The organism is Nocardioides sp. B129/18, assembly GCF_055282735.1.
On the sequence record NZ_JBUZJI010000031.1, the window covers coordinates 22,621 to 42,338 of the forward strand.

General features: G+C 72.6%; 18 protein-coding genes and 1 pseudogene. 11 read left to right on the plus strand and 8 right to left on the minus strand.

The window, feature by feature from the left end; genetic code table 11:
- Nucleotides 1-1,335, minus strand: a complete 1,335-nt coding sequence (locus ACZDWJ_RS17450; RefSeq protein ID WP_463523040.1) for a 3-oxoacyl-ACP reductase — start codon at nucleotides 1,333-1,335, stop codon at nucleotides 1-3.
- A gap of 148 nt (nucleotides 1,336-1,483) precedes the next feature.
- Here ACZDWJ_RS17450 and ACZDWJ_RS17455 point away from each other — a divergent pair, with 148 nt between their 5' ends.
- On the plus strand, nucleotides 1,484-2,767 hold the full coding sequence (locus ACZDWJ_RS17455; protein WP_463523042.1) for an acetyl-CoA C-acetyltransferase: 1,284 nt from the start codon (nucleotides 1,484-1,486) through the stop codon (nucleotides 2,765-2,767).
- Between the two features lie 111 nt (nucleotides 2,768-2,878).
- Here the strand turns inward: ACZDWJ_RS17455 and ACZDWJ_RS17460 are convergent, their stop codons facing one another.
- From ACZDWJ_RS17460 to ACZDWJ_RS17480, 5 genes and pseudogenes are all read right to left on the minus strand, one after another.
- Entirely contained in the window at nucleotides 2,879-3,583 is a 705-nt protein-coding gene (locus ACZDWJ_RS17460; RefSeq protein WP_463523044.1) for a TetR/AcrR family transcriptional regulator, read from the minus strand.
- 78 nt (nucleotides 3,584-3,661) lie between these two features.
- A pseudogene (locus ACZDWJ_RS17465) lies at nucleotides 3,662-3,832 on the minus strand (ATP-dependent DNA ligase); the annotation flags it as partial.
- A gap of 123 nt (nucleotides 3,833-3,955) precedes the next feature.
- Nucleotides 3,956-4,198, minus strand: coding sequence for a hypothetical protein (locus ACZDWJ_RS17470; protein ID WP_463523046.1), 243 nt, complete (start codon nucleotides 4,196-4,198; stop codon nucleotides 3,956-3,958).
- Nucleotides 4,195-4,482 carry a hypothetical protein gene (locus tag ACZDWJ_RS17475; protein WP_463523048.1) on the minus strand — a complete coding sequence of 96 codons (288 nt, stop codon included), beginning with the start codon at nucleotides 4,480-4,482 and terminating at the stop codon, nucleotides 4,195-4,197. Before ACZDWJ_RS17475 ends, ACZDWJ_RS17470 begins: the two co-directional genes overlap by 4 nt.
- A 45-nt stretch (nucleotides 4,483-4,527) precedes the next feature.
- Nucleotides 4,528-6,054 (minus strand): ATP-dependent DNA ligase, encoded by a 1,527-nt coding sequence (locus ACZDWJ_RS17480; protein WP_463523050.1) that lies wholly within the window; start codon nucleotides 6,052-6,054, stop codon nucleotides 4,528-4,530.
- 150 nt (nucleotides 6,055-6,204) lie between these two features.
- Between ACZDWJ_RS17480 and ACZDWJ_RS17485 the strand changes: the two genes are divergently transcribed.
- Entirely contained in the window at nucleotides 6,205-9,438 is a 3,234-nt protein-coding gene (locus tag ACZDWJ_RS17485) for a M36 family metallopeptidase (RefSeq protein ID WP_463523052.1), read from the plus strand.
- 282 nt (nucleotides 9,439-9,720) lie between these two features.
- Complete coding sequence (locus tag ACZDWJ_RS17490; RefSeq protein WP_463523054.1) at nucleotides 9,721-10,170, plus strand: hypothetical protein; 450 nt, start codon at nucleotides 9,721-9,723, stop codon at nucleotides 10,168-10,170.
- On the opposite strand, the gene ACZDWJ_RS17495 is transcribed toward ACZDWJ_RS17490, so the two are convergent.
- Entirely contained in the window at nucleotides 10,157-10,930 is a 774-nt protein-coding gene (locus ACZDWJ_RS17495) for an enoyl-CoA hydratase/isomerase family protein (protein ID WP_463523057.1), read from the minus strand. The two genes, ACZDWJ_RS17490 and ACZDWJ_RS17495, sit on opposite strands and share 14 nt — an antisense overlap.
- Before the next feature lie 82 nt (nucleotides 10,931-11,012).
- Here ACZDWJ_RS17495 and ACZDWJ_RS17500 point away from each other — a divergent pair, with 82 nt between their 5' ends.
- Together ACZDWJ_RS17500 and ACZDWJ_RS17505 are read left to right on the plus strand one after the other, a co-directional pair.
- Complete coding sequence (locus ACZDWJ_RS17500; RefSeq protein ID WP_463523059.1) at nucleotides 11,013-11,954, plus strand: DNA-3-methyladenine glycosylase family protein; 942 nt, start codon at nucleotides 11,013-11,015, stop codon at nucleotides 11,952-11,954.
- Between the two features lie 23 nt (nucleotides 11,955-11,977).
- Nucleotides 11,978-12,931: an SCP2 sterol-binding domain-containing protein gene (locus ACZDWJ_RS17505; RefSeq protein ID WP_463523061.1), complete on the plus strand. Its 954-nt coding sequence runs from the start codon at nucleotides 11,978-11,980 to the stop codon at nucleotides 12,929-12,931.
- A 29-nt stretch (nucleotides 12,932-12,960) separates the two neighbouring features.
- Here the strand turns inward: ACZDWJ_RS17505 and ACZDWJ_RS17510 are convergent, their stop codons facing one another.
- Complete coding sequence (locus tag ACZDWJ_RS17510) at nucleotides 12,961-14,223, minus strand: phospholipase D-like domain-containing protein (protein ID WP_463523063.1); 1,263 nt, start codon at nucleotides 14,221-14,223, stop codon at nucleotides 12,961-12,963.
- 254 nt (nucleotides 14,224-14,477) lie between these two features.
- On the opposite strand from ACZDWJ_RS17510, the gene ACZDWJ_RS17515 reads away from it, so the two are divergent.
- Genes ACZDWJ_RS17515 through ACZDWJ_RS17540 form a run of 6 tightly spaced genes read left to right on the plus strand, consistent with a single transcriptional unit; the run spans nucleotide 14,478 to nucleotide 19,683 of the window.
- Entirely contained in the window at nucleotides 14,478-15,326 is an 849-nt protein-coding gene (locus tag ACZDWJ_RS17515; RefSeq protein ID WP_463523065.1) for an MlaE family ABC transporter permease, read from the plus strand.
- Complete coding sequence (locus tag ACZDWJ_RS17520; RefSeq protein WP_463523067.1) at nucleotides 15,326-16,225, plus strand: MlaE family ABC transporter permease; 900 nt, start codon at nucleotides 15,326-15,328, stop codon at nucleotides 16,223-16,225. Before ACZDWJ_RS17515 ends, ACZDWJ_RS17520 begins: the two co-directional genes overlap by 1 nt.
- Nucleotides 16,222-17,412 carry an MCE family protein gene (locus ACZDWJ_RS17525; protein WP_463523069.1) on the plus strand — a complete coding sequence of 397 codons (1,191 nt, stop codon included), beginning with the start codon at nucleotides 16,222-16,224 and terminating at the stop codon, nucleotides 17,410-17,412. Before ACZDWJ_RS17520 ends, ACZDWJ_RS17525 begins: the two co-directional genes overlap by 4 nt.
- On the plus strand, nucleotides 17,409-18,425 hold the full coding sequence (locus ACZDWJ_RS17530; RefSeq protein ID WP_463523071.1) for an MCE family protein: 1,017 nt from the start codon (nucleotides 17,409-17,411) through the stop codon (nucleotides 18,423-18,425). The genes ACZDWJ_RS17525 and ACZDWJ_RS17530 overlap by 4 nt, the downstream gene beginning before the upstream one ends.
- Entirely contained in the window at nucleotides 18,422-19,393 is a 972-nt protein-coding gene (locus ACZDWJ_RS17535; RefSeq protein WP_463523073.1) for an MCE family protein, read from the plus strand. Before ACZDWJ_RS17530 ends, ACZDWJ_RS17535 begins: the two co-directional genes overlap by 4 nt.
- Nucleotides 19,393-19,683 (plus strand): MlaD family protein, encoded by a 291-nt coding sequence (locus tag ACZDWJ_RS17540; RefSeq protein WP_463523075.1) that lies wholly within the window; start codon nucleotides 19,393-19,395, stop codon nucleotides 19,681-19,683. Before ACZDWJ_RS17535 ends, ACZDWJ_RS17540 begins: the two co-directional genes overlap by 1 nt.
- The last annotated feature ends 35 nt before the right edge of the window (nucleotides 19,684-19,718 follow it).

A 19,718-nucleotide genomic window follows, 5' to 3' on the forward strand; every position in this document is an offset into this window, starting at 1 on the left:
TCAGGCGCCCAGCATCATCTGGCCGCAGACGCGGACCACGTTGCCGTTGACGGCCGAGGACGCGGGGCTGGCGTACCAGGCGATCGTCTCGGCGACGTCGACGGGCAGGCCGCCCTGCGACATCGCGTTGAGGCGCTGGCCGACCTCGCGGGTGGCGAACGGGACGGCGGCGGTCATCGCGGTGATGATGAAGCCGGGGGCGACGGCGTTGATCGTGATGCCGTCCTTGAGGCCGTCGGCCAGCGAGTCGACGAAGCCGATGACGCCGGCCTTCGAGGCGGCGTAGGAGGTCTGGCCGAGGTTGCCCGCGATGCCGGCGATCGAGGCGACGCCGATGATGCGGCCGTTGGCGTTGACGACCTTCTGCGTGAGGAGCTCGGCGGTGATCCGCTCGGGGGCCTCGAGGTTGATCTGCAGCACCTTGCCGAAGCGGTCGGGCTTCTGGTTGGCGAGCTTCTTGTCCAGCGTGACGCCGGCGTTGTGGACGACGACGTCGACGCCGCCGTGCTTCTCCTTGAGATGCTGCGCGATGCGCTGCGGGGCGTCCTTGGCGGTGATGTCGAGGGTCAGCCAGTCGCCGTCGATCTCCTTCATGACGCGCTGCAGGTCGCTGGCGGCCTGCGGGACGTCGAGGCCGACGACGGTGGCGCCGTCGCGGTGCAGCACCCGGGCGATCTCCTCGCCGATGCCGCGGCTGGCGCCGGTGACGAAGGCGACCTTGCCGGCCAGCGGCTGGGTCCAGTCGGCGACGTCGGCGCCGTGCTTCTCCTTGTGGGAGCCGATGCGCACGACCTGGCCGGAGACGTAGGCCGACTTCGGGCTGAGCAGGAAGCCGAGGGTGGACAGCAGGGAGTCCTCGTAGCCGTCGGCCACGTAGACGAGCTGGACGGTGCCGCCCTTGCCGATCTCCTTGCCGAGGCTGCGGGTGAAGCCCTCGAGCGCGCGCTGGGCGATGCGCTCGCTGCCCTTGAGGAGCTCCGGGGGAGTGCCGATGACGACGACGCGGGCGCAGCTCTGGAGGCTGCGCAGCAGCGGGGTGAAGAACGCCTGCAGCTCGACGAGGTCCTCCACGGTGCTGAGGCCGGTGGCGTCGAAGACGAGGCCCTTGTAGCGCTCGCCGTCGCCCTGGACGGTGGCCGAGGCGATGCCGAGCACGTCGAGCAGGCCGGGGAGGGACTCGCCGACGCGACCCTTCCCGCCGACCAGCACGGTGCCCTTCACCAGCGGGTCGCCGGCGGTGTAGCGGTCGAGCCTCGTCGGGGCCGGCAGGCCGAGGTTCTTCACGAGCAGCTTGCCGAGGGGCGAGGCGGTGAAGGCCTGGTACTTGTCGCTCATGGGGGTGCTGTGTCCTCTGCTTCGAAGGTGGGCGGACGCCGCAGCGCGGGCGGTCTTTTGTAACTCCGGGTGTAACTGAGTGTCCACATTTCGTGACATGACCCTCAGTGACTTTCCCCCAAGGCTACTCGCCAGTAATGATGGGCGCATGCAGACCACCACCCGCCGCGTCGTCGTCGTCGGAGGGAACCGCATTCCCTTCGCACGGTCGAACTCCGTCTACAGCACCGCGTCCAACCAGGAGATGCTCACCGCCGCCCTCGACGGCCTCGTGGAGCGCTTCGGCCTGGAGGGGGAGCGCATCGGCGAGTTCGTCGCCGGTGCCGTCCTCAAGCACTCGCGCGACTTCAACCTCGCCCGCGAGACCGTCCTCGGCTCCAAGCTCTCGCCGGAGTCGCCCGCCACCGACATCCAGCAGGCCTGCGGCACCGGTCTGCAGGCGGCGATCTACGTCGCCAACAAGATCGCCCTCGGCCAGATCGACGCCGGCATCGCCGGTGGCTCGGACACCACCTCCGACGCCCCGATCGCGATCTCGGAGAAGCTGCGCAAGAAGCTCATCAAGCTCAACAACGCCAAGACCACCAAGGACCGCCTCGCGATCCTGGCCTCGATCCGCCCCGGCGACATCGGCCTGGCCATCCCCTCCAACGGCGAGCCCCGCACCGGCCTGTCGATGGGCGAGCACCAGGCGCTCACCGCCCTGGAGTGGCAGATCACCCGCGAGGCCCAGGACGAGCTGGCCGCCCTCTCGCACCAGAACCTCGGCAAGGCCTACGAGGAGGGCTGGCAGGACGACCTGATCACCCCCTTCCGCGGCGTCGAGCGCGACAACAACCTGCGCCCCGACTCCTCGGTGGAGAAGCTCGCCAAGCTCAAGCCGGTCTTCGGCAAGGGCGAGGCGGCCACCATGACCGCCGGCAACTCCACCCCGCTCACCGACGGCGCGTCCGTCGTGCTGCTGGCCAGCGAGGAGTGGGCCAAGGAGCGCGGCCTGCCGATCCTGGCGTACTTCACCGCCTACGAGACCGCCGCGGTCGACTACCTCCACGGCGGCGAGGGCCTGCTCATGGCGCCCGCCTACGCCATGGCGCGGATGCTCGAGCGCGAGGGCTACAGCCTGCAGGACTTCGACTTCTACGAGATCCACGAGGCCTTCGCCTCGCAGGTGCTCTCGACCCTCAAGGCGTGGGAGGACCCGGTGTTCTGCAAGGAGCGCCTCGGCCTCGACAAGCCCCTGGGCTCGATCGACCGCAGCAAGCTCAACGTCAAGGGCTCCTCGCTCGGCGCCGGCCACCCGTTCGCGGCCACCGGCGCGCGCATCGTGGCCAACGCCGCGAAGCTGCTCGCCGAGAAGGGCTCCGGCAAGGCGGTCATCTCCGTCTGCGCCGCCGGCGGCCAGGGCGTCACCGCGATCCTCGAGCGCCCCTGATCACCGCACCACCCGCCTGACGACGACGGCCGGTCACCCCGCGTGGGGTGACCGGCCGTCGTGGCGTTCGGGCCTGCGTCGGGCTCGCGTCAGATCAAAGTCGTGCCTGCGTCAGGCCGGGGTGTGATGGCTGGCCAGCGCCAGAGCCGAGTCGACGAGGTAGGAGCGCACCTGCGCGGGGGAGATCTCCCCGACGGTCGGGATGCCCGGCGCGGCCTCGGTGACGAGGATGCCCACCCGGGCCAGCTGGAGAGCGCCCAGGCCGCTGGCGTAGAGGGTGTTGGCGAGCAGATCGGGGTCGGCGACGTCGAAGACGCCCGCCTCGACCCCCTCGCGGATGCACGCCGAGAGCACGCTCAGGCATCCGGAGATGCCGCGTCCGAGACGGAACAGCGCGCTCTCGGAGATCTCGTCGAGCAGCTCGGGGCCCGAGCGGCGCATCAGCGCCTGCGCGCAGTCGACGAACGCCGGGTGCGCGAGGGCGTAGTCGACGAACGCGGTGACGATCGCCTCCAGCCGACGCGCGTGGACGCCGGTGCCGCGGGCCTTGGTCTGGGCGGCGCCGACGAGGTCGGTGCGCAGCTCGTCGAGGTAGCCGACGAGGGTGAGCGCGAAGATCTCCTCCTTGCCGGTGAAGTGCCGGTAGACGATGGCGCGGTTGATGCCGACGGCCTTGGCGATGTCCTCGATCTGGGCGTCGCGGACGCCGCGCTCGTCGAAGAGCGCGCGGGTGGCGGCGACGATCTCCTGCTCGCGCGCGCGGCGGCGTGCGGCTGCGGCGGAGCGTCGGCCGTCGGTGGCGGGAGCCTGGGTCATGTATGCATGGTACGCGGTGTGCAACTCGGAGTTGCACAAGTGTGACGCGAACGAGCCCGTCGACAGGCCACGGCGGCGTCAGCCTCGGCCGACGGCCCGCACCATCTCGATCGTGTCGGCCTGCTCGGCGGTCTTGTCGTCGCGATACCTGACCACCCGCGCGAACCGGAGGGCGACGCCGCCGGGGTAGCGGGTGGAGCGCTGGACGTCGTCGAGGGCGATCTCGACGACCTGCTCGGGGCGGACGTGGACGACGTGGCCGGTGCGGTGGGTGTCGAGCTCGAGGAAGCACTCGGTCTGTCAGGCGAGCATCTCGTTGGTCATGCCCTTGAACATCCTGCTGGTGACGCGATGGCTGAGGCGGTCAGCGATTCACACGAACGGAACGGTCTCGTTCCCGAGGTCGCCCAGCACCCAGACCTGCCGGCCGAGGAGCCGGTTGAGCACCTGCTCGAGCGAGCGAACGTCGCCCATCTCTGCGATGAGGTCCTCCGGGACGACGAAGAGTCGCTCGTCCTCGGAATCAACGGGCAAAGTCCGGAGGTCTCCGTCGTACCCCACCAGGGAGAACGCCGCTTTGACCGCGGCCACCTGTCCGGCGTCGAAGGCGGTCACTCGGCCAGACACGGCTGTCGACCCCACCAGGCGAGCAGTGCATCGGCCAGCGCGCGATCGGCGTAGCCGTCCGGGTTGAGACCGAAGTGATCGACGCGCTCGCGTGCGATCCAGTCGCGGAGGAACACGGCGTCAGCCCTCCGCCGGAGATGGCCGAGAACGGGGCCGATCATGCAGTCGTACTCGTCGCGGCACTCCACGACGTCCGCGACGCCGATGGCATCCCACTCCAGGAGCAGCGCCCGCACGGCTGCGGTTTGCTCCTCGTTCTCCTGGCCTTCCACCCCACCATCCTCGACGACCAGGCGCGCTCGCGCGACCGATCTGGGCTACTGGCCCAGATCGCGCACCGCGTCGATCGTGTCGGCCTGCTCGGCGGTCTTGTCGTCGCGGTACCGGACGACTCTCGCGAACCGAAGGGCGACGCCGCCGGGGTAGCGGGTGGAGCGCTGGACGCCGTCGAGGGCGATCTCGACGACCTGCTCGGGGCGGACGTGGACGACGTGGCCGGAGCGGTGGGTCTCGAGCTCGAGGAAGCGCTCGGTCTGCCAGGCGAGCATGGCGTCGGTCATGCCCTTGAACGTCTTGCCGACCATCACGGGCGGGCCGCCGTCGGGGTCGCGGGCGCCGAGGTGGATGTTGGAGAGGGTGCCCTGGCGGCGGCCCGAGCCCCACTCGACGGCGAGGACGACGAGGTCGAGGGTGTGGACGGGCTTCACCTTCACCCAGGCCGCGCCACGGCGGCCCGCCTCGTAGGGGGCGGCGAGGCTCTTGACGACGACGCCCTCGTGGCCGGCGGCCACGACCTCGGCGGCGAACGACTCGGCGGCATCGGGGTCGTCGGTGACCAGGCGGCGCACCCGGTGCTGCTCGGGGACGATCCGCTCGAGGGCGGCCAGGCGCTCGGAGGCGGGGGCGTCGAGGAGGTCGACGTCGTCGAGGTGGAGCAGGTCGAAGAACCAGGGGAGCACCACCTCCTCGCCGCCCTCGCGGCGGGCGGTGCGCGAGGCGGTCTCCTGGAAGGGGCGGGGACGGCCGTCGTCGGCGAGGGTGAGGGCCTCGCCGTCGAGCACCAGGCGGCGGGCGGGCAGCGCGCGCACCACCTCGACGACGTCGGCCAGCCGCGCGGTGAGGTCCTCGAGGCTGCGGCTGGCGATGCGGACGTCGTCGCCGTCGCGGTGCACCTGGATGCGGATGCCGTCGAGCTTGGCGTCGACCGAGACCGGCGCCTCGTCGCGCGCCACCAGGGCCGCGACGGCGGAGGCGACGGAGGTGTCGGACGAGGCGAGCATCGGCAGGACCGGACGCCCGACCTCGAGGCCGACGGCCGCCAGGGCGTCGGTGCCGGCGAAGGCCAGGGGAGCGACGGCCACCGTGGAGCCGGCGAGCATCGCGGCGCGCCGGACGGCCGGAAGCGGGACGTCGGCCGCCCGCGCCAGCGCCTCCTGGACGAGCGCGTCGAGCGCGCCCTGGCGCACCTCGCCCAGCGCCAGCGAGCGCAGCCAGGGCTGCTCGAGCTCGGTGGCCCGGCCGAAGAGCGCGACCACGGCCTCGGCGCGAGCGCCGGCCGAGCCCGCGCCGGACAGCGCGCCCATGGCGGCGAAGGCGGCGTCGGTCTCGGCGAGGGTGAGCGTGGGCTGCTCCGCCGGAGGCGGCAGCTCGGCGAGGGTGCGCCAGCCCAGCCCCGTGCGGCGCTGCCGCAGGGCACCGCCGAGGTAGGAGGCGGCGACCAGCAGGACGTCGTCGCCCTCGGCCGCCGCGGCGGCGAGCACCGGCGCGAGCAGCGCGACCTTCTGGCTGCGCGCCCGGGTGGCGGACACGGCGAGGGAGCAGGAGGCGAGCTCGGCGAGCAGCATCCCGTCAGTGTGCCCGGGAGCGCCGACAGCCCGGGAGCACCGGAGGGTGACGACCGTCTCCGGGGATATCCCGCGGACCGCGTGACCTCGCCGTCGGTGGCGCGTTGATCGCGCAACCTCCTCTCCCCACCCCCTGGAGCCATTCCCCTCATGACCCTCGTGCGTCAGACCCTCGTCGCCACCACCGCTCTCGCGGTGGTCGCGGCCCCCGCCCTGTCCCAGGCCGCGCTCGCCGCGGGCTCGGACGCGCCCGCCCCCAGCCCCTACCAGCGCACCGCGGAGCCGATCCTCCCGGTCGTCGGCCAGGCGCCCGCCTCCCTCGACTTCGACTCCCGCGCCGGCCTCCCGCGGCTCGCGCCGACCGCCGCCCAGCGACGCGCCGTCGCGGCCCTGCGCGGCGCCACGGTCACCTGGAACGCCAGCGGCACCCCCCGCTCCCTCGAGGTCGCGGACGGCGCCCTGAGCGGCCCGTCGAAGGCGACGCCGCAGCGCATCGCCCGCACCTGGCTGCGCACCCACCGCGCCGCGTTCGGCCTCGGCAGCGCCGACGTCACGGCCCTGCAGGTCGTGCGCGACCACCCGCTCCCCGGCGTCGGCGCCCGCGTGGTGAGCCTCGCGCAGACCTTCGGCGGCGTCGCGTCCGGCTACGGCGCGATCCTCACCGTGCTCGTCGACCGCGACGGGCGCGTCGTGCGCTACGCCGGCGACCCCGTCCGCTCCGCCGCCCTGCGCGGCTCCTACGAGCTCAGCCCCTCCGACGCCCTGAGCGCCGCACTCGGCTCGGTCGCCCCGGGCCTGGCGAAGGCCGTCGTCACGCTGCTCGACCAGACCGCGGGCGGCTACCAGGTGGCCACCGTCGCCGGGCTCGGCGCGAAGCAGTACGTCCGCAAGGTCGCGTTCCCGACGTCGACCGGCGCCCGCGCCGCCTTCGCCGTGCTCACCATCCTCGACGCCGACCGCGCCTACGCGACGCTCCTCGACGCCGCCACCGGGACGCCGCTGCTGCGCAAGTCGCTGGTGCAGTGGGAGTCCGACGGCACCGTCTTCGAGAACTACCCGGGCGCGAAGAAGGGCGGCAAGGCCGTCGTCCGCGACTTCGGCCCTTCGAAGCAGTCGCCCGGCGGCTACGTCGACCCCACCGGCGTGGCCGGCATCCCCGGCGTCACGCTGTTCGGCAACAACGCCGACGCCGCCAAGGCCTGGACCGTGCCGCTGGTCGCGGTCGACCAGTACAACCGCACCGTCTCGCCGACCTCGCAGTTCCGATTCGACTTCCCCGACGCCTGGCGCACCTCGAAGGGCGCCACCGGCTCGTTCGTCCAGGACGCCGACGCGGCCTCGACGAACCTCTTCTGGCACCACAACCGCATCCACGACGAGTACTACCAGTTCGGCTTCACCGAGAGCGGCGGCAACTTCCAGCTCGTCAACAACGGCGGGGGAGACCTGCCCGTGGGCGGCGACCCGGTGATCGGCGGCGCGCAGTCCGGCGCCCTCAACCTCACCAGCGAGGTCATCGACCTCGGCCGCAACAACGCCAACATGCTGACGCTGCCCGACGGCATCCCCGGCTTCACCAACATGTACCTCTGGGAGCCCGTCGACGACGCCTTCGAGGGCCAGCCCCGCGACGGCGACTTCGATGCCACGATCATCCAGCACGAGTACTCCCACGGCCTCTCCAACCGCTACGTCGGAGGCGGCGGCCTGGGCTCGCTCGGCAGCACCCAGTCCGGCGCGATGGGCGAGGGCTGGGGCGACTGGTACGCGATGAACCACCTCTTCCGCGAGGGCCTCTCGCGCACCGCCGTCGTCGCGGCCTACGTCGGCGACCCGCACCGCGGCATCCGCAACTGGAACTACGCCGAGAGCCCGCTGACCCTCGGCGACTACGGCTACGACCTCACCGGCCCCGAGGTGCACGCCGACGGCGAGATCTGGACCGCGACGCTGTGGGAGGTGCGCCAGCGGATCCTGCAGCAGGTCGGCGGCGACCAGCGCAAGGCCAGCGACATCGCCGAGCACGTCGTCACCGACGCCATGCCGATCAGCCCCCAGGCGCCGTCGATGCTCGACATGCGCGACGCCATCGTCAAGGCCGCCCAGCTGCGCTACGGCTCGCGCTACCAGGCCGCGATCTGGCGGGCCTTCGCGAACCGCGGCATGGGGGTCTCCGCCCGCACGAAGGGCGAGGCCGACACCGACCCGCGTCCGGGCTTCGACGTGCCGACCCGCTCGGCCAACGGCCGCATCAGCCTGCGCGTCGTCAACGCCTCCACCGGACGCCCCGTGGCCGGCGTGCGCGTCCTCGGCGGCCAGTTCGAGGCCCGCGCGACCCCGATCGTCACCACCGGCAAGGCCGGCACGGCGACGGCGTCGTTCGTGAAGGGCACCCACACGCTGACGCTGCAGGCGCCCGGCTTCGGCATCTCCCACCGGACCCTGCGCGTCACCGGGGACCGCTCGCTGACCATCGCGCTGCGTCCCAACGTGCTCTCCACCCAGACCGGCGCGAAGGTCGTCAAGGCCACCAGCCAGCAGTCGGCGACGCCGGCCACCGCGATCCTCGACGACACCGAGGGCACCTCGTGGCGCACCGCGGACGCCGGCACGGCCTACAACGCCGGCAAGGACGCCGCGGTCACGATCCGCCTGGGACGCACGTCCTCGATCGACACCGTCGGCGTCAGCGTCTACAAGCCGACCACGGCGCCCCGCTTCGCCGCGGCCAAGCAGGTCACCGTCGAGACCTCCACCGACGGGCGCACCTGGCGCACCGCCAAGGTGGCCCGGTTCTCCTTCGACGGCCCGCGTCCGACCGCGCCCGACCTCGCGCTGCAGACGCTGCGCCTGGCCTCGCCGGTGCGCGCTCGCTTCGTCCGGGTCACCCCGAACGCGGTCTTCGGCTCGGCGGCGGCCAACGCCGGGACGGCGATCGTCGCCGAGGTCGAGGCCTTCGGCGGCACTCGCGGCATCACGCCCACCCGCCCGAAGAAGGACGCGCCGAAGACGCTGAGCGGCTCGGCGAGCGTCGGCAACCCGGCGCAGGGCTCGCTCGTCGGGCTCGACCCGTACAAGCCGGGCGTCACCGAGGCCAGCTGGACCTGCCCGGAGCTCCCGGCCGCCAACGGCGTCGACGCCTCCTTCACGAAGGTGCCGGCGGGCTACGGCGACGGCCAGCACCGGGCCACCATCAAGGCCGACGTGCCGGTAGGCGAGTACCAGCTGTGGTTCTACGACGAGAGCTGCGCGGCCATCCCCGGTGGCGGCTTCGTCACCGACGGGGAGTCGACCGTCGTGCCCCCGGGCGCGGCCTACGCCGGCTTCCTGCTCAGCTACGGCGCGGGCGCGAGCTACACGCTGCGGCTGACCGACACCCGCTGAGCCCGGCCCGGCCGTCGTCCACCGGGGCGGCGGCCGGGCTTCCTCCGCGAGCCCCCAGGGGCTAGCGTCCGAGCTCCACGACCTCGGACCACCCGGGTGGAGCGATGACCTCGAGACGACCACGACCGCGCGCCGGCCACCGCCGCGCGGCCGTGCTGCTCGGAGGCCCTGACGATGCTCGTCGCCGTCGCGAGCGGGTGGGCCCTCGTCCGGTGGCAGGGCGCTGAGACACCGTCGGCGGGTCCCCTCACGCCCGCGCAGGATCCGGTCTTCGGCTCCCTCGTGCCGGCCGAGCATCCGGTCTTCACCGACGGGATGGTGCCGCTGGAGCTGCGCGGCGACGCGCCGGCCCGCATCGACGCCGTGACGGTCGACGCGACTGGCCTGACGCTGATCGGCGCGCGGGTCAGCGGCGCCGGGCGGGTCTACCCCGAGCGGCAGTACCAGCCGGCGTGGCCGCCGAGCCGACGGCTCTTCGGGCCGAACCAGGTCGACGCCCTCGGCGCGGTGATCGAGCCGGTGGCCAGGACGCCTCGGCGCTACGGCTACGAGCTGCTCCTGGGCTATCGCATCGATCCGACGGTGCGCCACGGCGAGCGGCGGTCCGTGACGATCGACTACACGGTGGCCGGGCGTCGGCACCGCTGGACGGTGCCCTATCAGCTCGTGGTGTGCCCGGTGGGGGTCTCGCAGGACTACTGCGGCCCCGCAGTGAGGCTCACATGCCGGTGAAGTCCGGTGCGCGTCCCTCGGCGAAGGCGGTGAGCGCCTCGAGGTTCGCGGGCCCGCCCATGAGCTCGGCGAAGGCGGCGTTCTCGCGCTGGCGGGCGGCGGCGATCTGCGCACGCAGGGGCTCGGTCATCGTCTGCTTGACCGCGACCAGCGACGCGATCGGCCGGGCGGCGATCACCTCGGCATGACGCCGGGCCTCCTCCAGCAGGTCGTCGGGCTCGCAGACCCGCCACACCAGACCGGCGGCGCGCGCCTGCTCGGCGTCGATCCACTCCGCGGAGAGCAGCATCCAGGCGGCGTCCTGGCGCCCCATGAGGCGGGGGAGCAGGTAGGAGGAGGCCGCCTCGGGGGCGACGCCGAGGCTGGTGAAGGGGCACTTGAGCCGGGCGGTGCTGGACATGAAGGCGAGGTCGGCGAAGCCGAGCACGGTCGCGCCGATGCCCAGTCCGACGCCGTTGACGGCCACCACCAGCGGCTTGGGGAAGGCGGCAAGCGCGTCGACGAGGCCGAGGAAGCCGTGGGTGCCGCGCTCGAAGTCGGGGTCGGTGGACATGCGGTGCATCTCGAGCAGGTCGGTGCCGGCGCTGAACGCGCGGCCGGCGCCGGTGAGCAGGACGACGGCGACGTCGGGGTCCTCGGCCGCGGCGAGGAGCGCCTCGGTGGTGGCGTCGTAGAGCGCCTCGTCGAAGGCGTTGAGCGCCTCGGGGCGGTTCAGCAGCAGGGTGCGGACGCGGGCGTGGTCGCTGACGGTGACGGTCACCCGAGGAGCGTAGGGCAGGAACGAGAACGTGTTCTATAAGTAGGCCGCGGCGGTGTCGGCGCTGCGGCGTAGCCTCGGGCCCGTGAGCGTCGATCGGGGTCGGGAGCGGGTCTGGCATCCGTCGTGGCCGGTCTCGGTGCGCGGCATGCTCTGGCTGCACCGCCGCGGCCACGGCGACCCCACCTACCGCATCGACGACGCTGGCCGCGTCTGGCGCGGGCTGCGCACGCCCGAGGGGCTGGCCACCGTCGTCTACGAGGGCCGGCCCTCCGACGGCTCCGTGCTGGGCCGGGCCTGGGGGCCGGGCGCGGACTGGGCGCTGGAGTGGATGCCCTCGCTCCTGGGCGCCGACGACGACCCGTCGGGCTTCGAGCCGCGCCATCCGGTGCTCGTCGAGGCCTGGCGACGCCACCCCCACCTGCGCGTGAGCCGCAGCGGCCTGGTGTGGGAGGCGATGCTCCCGGCGATCCTCGAGCAGAAGGTCACCAGCCAGGAGGCCTTCGGCGGCTTCCGGCTGCTCGTCCACCGCTTCGGCGAGCGCGCGCCCGGCCCGGGCGCCGAGAGGCGGCTGTGGGTGCAGCCGAGCCCCGAGCAGGTGGCGCTCATCCCGTCGTGGGGCTGGCGCCAGTGCCACGTCGACCACGCCCGCTCCCGCGCGGCGGTCACCGCCGCCCGGGTGGCCCCGGCCCTCGAGCGCACCCTCGACCTCCCGGGCGCCGAGGCCGAGCGACGGCTGCGCACCCTGCCGGGCATCGGCGTCTGGACCGCCGCCGAGGTGCGCCAGCGAGCCCATGGCGACGCCGACGCCGTCTCCTTCGGCGACTACCACGTCGCCAAGGACGTCGGGCACGCCCTGGCGGGCCGGCAGTTCGACGACGCCGAGCTCGAGGAGTTCCTCGAGCCGTGGCGCCCGCATCGCGGGCGCGTCCCCACCCTCGTGGCCGTCGCCGGCCTCCAGCGGCCCCGCCACGGCGCGAAGATGGCGCCACGCACGCATCTTCCGGCGAACGTCGTCCGATGGTGACCCGCGTCACCTAGGCTGACACCGTGACACAGGTAACTCTGGACGTCCTGCGCACCGCCGACGCTGCGCAGACCCGTGCCTTCCTGGCCGACGTGCCCGCCGAGGCCCTCGTCGACGCGGTCCGCCGCACCGACGACGCCGACCTCGCCGCGATCATCGACCGCGACGAGATCCGAGGGGCGGCCGTCGAGGGCGTCCTCGGACGCCTCCACGAGTACGCCCTCCTCGAGCGGCTCGCCGAGCTCGTCGGCACCGTGCGCTTCGACCTCGTCCGCGGCGGCAGCGTCCGCGAGCGGCACGGGCTGGTGCTCGACCACGGCACGCTCAAGGTGCTGCCCGACCTCCCGGCCGCCGAGCCGGTCGACGTCGTGCTGCGCACCGGCGTCCTCGGCTTCGTGCGGCTCATCAGCGGCGAGGCCAACCCTGCGCTCGACTACCTCGCCGGTCGCCTCCAGATCGAGGGCGACTCCGCCCTCGCGCTGGCCGTCGGCGGCCTGTTCAAGGTCCCCGGCACCGACGCCGTCGCGCTCGACCCCACCGCGCTGGACCCCATCGACGTCGCCACCGCGCTCAAGGGCGTCAGCACCGAGCACCTGCGCGGCGTCATGAGCAGCGGCTTCCGCGACGTCGTGCTCGGCGAGATCTTCCGCCGCCTGCCCGACTTCGTGAGCGTGCGCCGCGCGGCCCGCGTCGACCTCGTCGTCGGCTTCCGCCTGCTCGGCTCGGCCTCGGGCGAGATCGAGCGGTACGTCGTGCGCGTGCAGGGCGGCCGGTGCACCGTCGAGGCCGGCGACGCCAGCCGTCCCGGCGAGCGGCGCGACGCGACGATCAGCTGCGAGGGCTACGACTTCCTGCGCCTGGCCACCGGCCACCTCAGCGCCATCACCGGCGTCCTGCGCGGTCAGCTGAAGGTCAAGGGCGACCGCGCGAAGGCGCTGCAGCTGGCCAGCGTCCTCGACATCCCGTCCTCCCGCTGACAGAGGGCTGACGGGCTGGCGAGGGCTGCTCAGAGCAGGGGACGCAGGGGCGCGAGCACGGCCTCGGTGAACTTGCGGTGCAGGTCGCGCGCCTGCCACTCGCCGATCGTCAGCTCGAGGGAGTTGGCCTCGTCGACGCCGAAGATCTCCTCGAGCGTGCCGGCGAAGGAGCGGTCGATCGCCTCGAGGTTGATCTCGTAGTTGCCCTGGAGGCTGAGGCGGTCGATGTTGGCGGTGCCGACGGTGGCCCAGGTGCCGTCGACGGTGGCGGTCTTGGCGTGGATCATCGCCTCGCGGTAGCGCAGGATCCGCACGCCCGCCTCCAGCAGCTGGGCGTAGTAGCCGCGGGAGATCCAGTCGGCCACGATGTGGTTGGACTTCAGCGGCACCAGGATCCGGACGTCGACCCCGCGCGCAGCGGCGAGCTTGAGGGCGTCCACGAAGTCCTGGTCGGGCAGGAAGTAGGCCGTGGTGATCCAGATGTTGCGGCTCGCGCGGTTGATCGCCTCGAGGTACATCGAGCGGATGGGGAACATCCACAGTCGCGGGATGTTGCGCTGGATCCGGATGCGCGGCTCCCACTCCGAGGGCGTCTCGAGCAGCAGCGGGCGATGGCTGGAGCGCCAGGCGCCCTTGCGGTTGAGGTTCCAGAAGTCGGCGAAGGCCCGCTCGAGGTCGATGACCGCCGGACCGGTGACCCGCACATGGGTGTCGCGCCACTCCGTGGCGTAGGCGTCGCCGATGTTGTAGCCGCCGACGAAGCCGACCTCGCCGTCGACGACCAGGATCTTGCGGTGGTCGCGGCCGTAGCGGCGAGCGTCGAAGAACCGCAGCCCCGCGCCGTAGACCGGGAACCGCAGCACCCGCATCATCCGCGGGAACCGCTTGAAGGAGGGGGAGACGACGAGGTTGGCGAAGCCGTCGTAGATGCAGTGCACCTCGACCCCGCGGGCCGACGCGGCCGCGAGCGCCTGCTTGAACCGCTCGCCGGTGGCGTCGCCCTTCCAGATGTAGGTCTCGAAGAGGATCCGGTGCCGGGCGCCCTCGATGGCCGCCAGCATGTCGTCGTAGAGGTCGCGGCCGTAGGTGTAGGTGGTCAGGCGCGCCTCGCCGACGTCGACGGTGCGCGGCGGCACCGTCGGGAACGCGCCGGGCTTCTTGCCCCGGCGGCGGTAGGAGTCGACCACCGACATCGTGACCGCCAGGCCGATCTGCAGGCCGAGGAAGCCGAGCAGCGCCCGGCGCAGCACGCGCAGCCAGCGGGCGCTGCGCGGGGCGGGGGCGGGGCTCACGAGCGTCAACCTAGCCGAGCCCCCACGGCCGGCCCCGGGCGCCGTCGGGGGCGACCTCCGGCGTGTCGCGGCCCTCGCCCCCGCGGGTGAGGTCACGATCGTGACTCGACTGATCGCCGCGCTTGGGAGATCCACATCCCCGTGTGATATCTGTTACGGCGCGACACGGTTACCCACCAGTCGCCATCACCGAGCAAGGGGGGACCGGAGATGTCGAAGCAGGGTTCTCGGCCCGTGTCCGCAGGGGGCGAGCGATGACCACCCAGGCCCTGTCCACGAGGCCGGCCACCGACCGGGTCCGCGGGGTCGTCGAGAACCTGACCGGGCGCGCCCGGCAGGGCGTCGTCACCACCGGGCGCCTCGTCATGCTGGCCGCCGAGGGCACCACCGTGGCCGCCACCGACATCGTCCGCCGACGCTTCTCCTGGTCGGAGTTCCTGCTCCAGGCCTGGTTCATGACGCGGGTCTCGCTGCTGCCCACGATCCTCGTGGCCATCCCGTTCGGCGTCATCATCTCGGTGCAGATCGGCGCGGTCGCCGCGCAGGTCGGCGCCACCAGCTTCAGCGGCGCCGTCAACGGCATCGGCATCCTGCGCCAGGGCGCGCCCCTGGTGACCTCCCTGATGATCGCCGGCGCCGTCGGCTCGGCCATCTGCTCCGACCTCGGCGCCCGCACCGTGCGCGAGGAGATCGACGCGCTGAAGGTCATGGGCATCTCGCCGGTGCAGCGGCTGGTCGCGCCGCGCCTGGTGGCCTCCCTCGTCGTGGCGCTCCTGCTCACGATCATCGTGGCGATGACCGCGATGGTCACCGCCTACGTCCTCAACGTCGGCGGCGGCACGATCTCCTCGGGCGCCTACCTCGACTCCTTCGTCGCCTTCAGCCAGCCCACCGACCTGCTGCTGGCGGAGTTCAAGGCGCTGGTCTTCGGCTTCATCGCCACCATCGTGGCCTCCCACAAGGGCCTCTCGGCCTCCGGCGGCCCCAAGGGCGTCGCCGACGCCGTGAACCAGTCGGTCGTGCTGAGCGTCATCCTGCTCGCCGTCGTCAACGTCGCCATCACGCAGGCCTACGTGATGCTCGTGCCGCAGGGCGTCGCCTGATGAGCGCCGAGCCGATCGCCCGCGGACGCGTCGCCCGCCGCGGTCCGGTCGCCCGCCTGCGCCGCGGCGCCGCCGACGCCGTCGTCGGCCTCGTCGAGGGGCTGCTCAACGCGCTCGCCAAGCTCGGCGACTTCTCCGCCTTCGCCCTCGGCACGATCCGCGAGGTGCCCGCGACCCTGCGGCTCTACCCGGCCGAGACGCTGCGCCAGCTCAAGGACATCGCCTGGGGCAGCGGGGCCATCGTCGTCGGCGGCGGCACCATCGGCGTGATGGTGCTGCTCTCGATCGCCGCCGGCACCTCGCTGGGCATCGAGGGCTTCAACGGCCTGGAGATCGTCGGCCTCGCGCCGCTCACCGGCTTCATCAGCGCCAGCGCCAACACCCGCGAGCTCGCCCCGCTGATCGCCGCGCTCGCGCTCGCCGCGCAGGTCGGCTGCCGGTTCACCGCCCAGCTCGGCTCGATGCGGATCCACGAGGAGGTCGACGCCCTCGAGGTGATGGCCGTCGATCCGATGCGCTACCTCGTCACGACCCGCATGATCGCCTGCATGACGGCGATCCTGCCGCTCTACCTCGTGGGCCTCATCGGCTCCTACCTGGCCTCGCAGGCCTCGGTGGTCTACCTGTTCGGGCAGTCCCCGGGCCAGTACGACCACTACTTCTCGACCTTCATCCAGGGCCGCGACGTCTTCTTCTCGATCGTGAAGATCCTCGTCTTCGCCCTGATCGTCACGCTCATCCACTGCTGGTACGGCCTGCGCGTCTCCGGCGGTCCGCAGTCGGTCGGCGAGGCCACGGGCGCGGCGATCCGCGCCAGCATCGTCGTCGTGATCGTGCTCGACATGATCCTCACCCTGGTCATCTGGGGCGGCGACTCCGGCTTCAGGATCTCGGGGTGATCGCGGTGCGCCTGCCCTTCTCCCGTCGTCGCCCCGAGGGCCGTCGCGACCTGCGTCGCGTCGACCACGCCCGCCGCGGCGTCCTCGCGCTCGTCGTCATCGCGCTGCTGCTCGGCGCCGCCTACCTGCGCAGCACCGGCGCCGTCGGCGCCCCGCCGGAGGTCTCCGCGCTGGTCACCAACGCCGGAGGCGCGCTGCGGGCCGGCTCGGACGTGAAGATGCGCGGCGTCATCATCGGCCGGGTCACCAGCATCGACCGCTCCGACGCCGCCGACGCCCGCACGGCCGGCACCACCGTCACCGCCGCGCCCGTGCGGGTGCGCATGACCATCGCCTCCGGCGACCTCGGCGGCGTGCCCGCCGACGTCGTCGCGCGGATCCTGCCGGCCAGCGTGTTCGGCACCACCTACGTCGACCTCGTGCGTCCGGGGGCGAGCCAGGGCGGCACCACCACCCGCAACGTCGCGAGCACGTCGGCCGCCTCGTTGAAGGCCGGCGCGATCATCCCGCCCGACCGCAGCCAGGGCACCCTCGAGCTCCAGCAGGCCCTCGACGACATCGACCGCCTGGTCAAGGCGCTCGGCCCGGCCCGCCTCTCGGCGGCCATCGGCGCCGCCGCCACCGCGCTCGACGGCCGCGGCGCCAAGCTCGGCGACACCCTCGACCGCCTCGACTCCTACCTCGCCAAGCTGGAGCCGCAGATCCCGCGGCTGCGCACCGACGTGCGCACGCTGGCCTCGAGCCTGCAGGTCGTCGACCGCGTCGCTCCCGACCTCCTCGACGCCACCGACGACGGCCTGGTCGCGCTGCGCACCGTCGCCGCGCAGAAGGCCGCCCTGCTGGCCGTCATCACCGGCGGCACCCGCCTCACCGTCGACGCGCGCCGCTTCCTCGACCAGAACCGCACCGCGCTCGTCGGCACCCTCGACGACGCCGCGCAGATCCTCGACGCGATCTACGACAACCGCATCGCCGCGCTGCGCGAGGCCAACCGCACCAACATCGACCTCGCCGAGCTGCTGCCCACCGCGGTCAAGGGCGGCTTCGTCGACGTCGACGGCCGGCTGCTGCTCAACCCGCCGGGCTACTACACCTCGGCGGACCGGCCGCGCTACGACAACGGCGGCAGCTACTCGCCGCTGGGCCGCGCCACCGCCGGCTCGCTCTACGGGGAGGGATCGCGATGAAGCGCGAGCTGCGACGCATCGGCCTGCGCTTCGGCCTCTTCGCGCTGGTCTCGGTGCTCCTCGGCGTCATCCTGGTCAACACGATGGTCGACCAGGTCGGCGGCGACACCCACGCCTACAGCGCCGACTTCGCCGACGTCAGCGGCCTGCGGGTCGGCGACGACGTCCGCGTCGCCGGCGTGCGCGTGGGGCGGGTGCAGAGCATCGAGGTGTCCGGACGCGACGGCGCCCGCGTCGACTTCGACCTCACCGCCAGCCAGCCGCTGCTCTCCTCCACCGACATCGTGATGCGCTACCAGAACCTCGTCGGCCAGCGGTACCTCGCGCTGGTGCAGAAGGGCACGCAGGGCACGAGGCTGAAGCCCGGCGCGGTCGTCGACGCCGACCACACCAGCCCCGGCTTCGACCTCACCGAGCTGCTCAACGGCTTCCGCCCGCTCTTCGAGGTGCTCCGGCCCGGCGACGTGAACGCGCTCGCGACCTCGATCGTCAAGGTGCTGCAGGGCGAGGGCGGCACGGTCGAGCAGCTGCTCCAGCAGATCACCGAGCTCAGCTCGTTCCTCGCCGACCGCGACCAGCTCATCGGCGCGGTGCTCACCAACCTCACGCCCGTGCTGACGAACCTCACCAGCCAGGGCACCCGCTTCACCGCCACGGTCAAGGAGCTCGAGGGCCTCATGACCGGCCTGGCCAAGGACCGCACGTCCATCGGCTCGAGCATCGACGGCGTCTCCAGCCTGGTGGGCGCCACCTCCGACCTCCTCGAGCAGGCCCGCCAGCCCAGCGTCGGCGTCGTCCGCGAGCTGCGGAAGGTCGCCGCCACGCTGAAGCAGACCCGGCCGCAGCTGGCCGCCGCCATCGGCGCCTTCTCCGACATCATGACCCGCCTCGGCCGGCCGACGTCGTACGAGAACGCGCTCAACGTCTACGTCTGCACGATCGCGGTGGGCCTGGGTCCGCTCAACGTCAATCCGGTCCTGGGAAAGCACACGTACTCGGAGGCCTGCCGATGAAGGCGCTCAACACGCGCGACCCCTTCCGGGTGGGCCTCGTCGCGCTCGCCTGCCTGGTGCTCCTCGGCGCCGGTGTCGTCGTGCTCAGCACCGTCCAGCTCGGCACCCGCAGCTACACCGCGGTGCTCTCCCACACCGCCGGCCTGCGGGTGGGGGAGTCGGTCGAGGTCGCAGGCGTCCCGTCCGGCGAGGTCACCGACATCGCGCTGCGCGCCAAGGACGTCGAGGTCACCTTCACCCTCGACAAGGGCGTCGACCTCGGCACCGAGTCGACCGCCGAGGTCAAGGTCGCGACGCTGCTCGGCACCCACTACCTCGCGGTGCACCCGCGCGGTGGGGGCTCGCTGAGCGACGACCAGATCCCGCTGGCGCAGACCTCGGTGCCCTACAACCTGCAGGACGTCCTGGACAACGGCACCACGACGCTCCAGAAGCTCGACCCCGTCAAGCTCGCCGAGGCGCTCACCGCCGTCAGCTCGACCCTCGAGCAGTCCTCGAACGACGTCGGCCCCGCCCTCACCAGCGTCGGACGCCTCTCCGCGCTGGTCTCGCGTCGCTCGACCCAGACCTCGCAGCTGCTCACCGCCGCCAAGGGCGTCTCGGACCTGCTCAACAGCAACACCAAGGACATCTACGGCCTCATGCGCCAGACGACGCTCGTGGTCTCCGAGGTCACCGCCCGCCGCGAGGCGATCAGCCGCCTCCTCGTGCGCACCCGGGTGCTCGCCGACTCACTGACCGGCATCGTCCGCGACACCCGCGCCGACCTGAAGCCGGCGCTGGCCGACCTCGACGACGCGCTCGCCTCGCTCAGCCGCGAGGACGACCAGCTGAAGAAGGTCATCACGCTCACCGCGCCCGCGATGCGCTACATCGCCAACGCGGCCGGCAACGGCCCCTGGCTCGACCTCTACACCAGGTCGGTCATCCCGGCCGACGACCAGCGCTGCCTCGTGGGGGACTGCTGATGAGCCGCCGTCTGGGCCTGACCGCCCTGCTCCTGGCCGTGGTCCTCGGGCTCACGTCCGGCTGCCTGCCCTCGATCGGCTCCAAGACGATGAAGGTCTCGGCGCTGTTCACCAGCTCCGCGGGCCTGTTCGTCGGCAACGACGTCGGCATCCTCGGCGTCACGGTCGGGAAGATCACCAAGATCACGCCCGAGGGCGACGAGGTCCGCGTCGACATGGAGATCGACACCGACCACAAGATCCCGGCGAACGTCGGCGCGGTCGTCGTCGCGCGGTCGGCGGGTCGGTGACGCTGCTCGACCCCGACACCTCGTCCTTCGCCGTC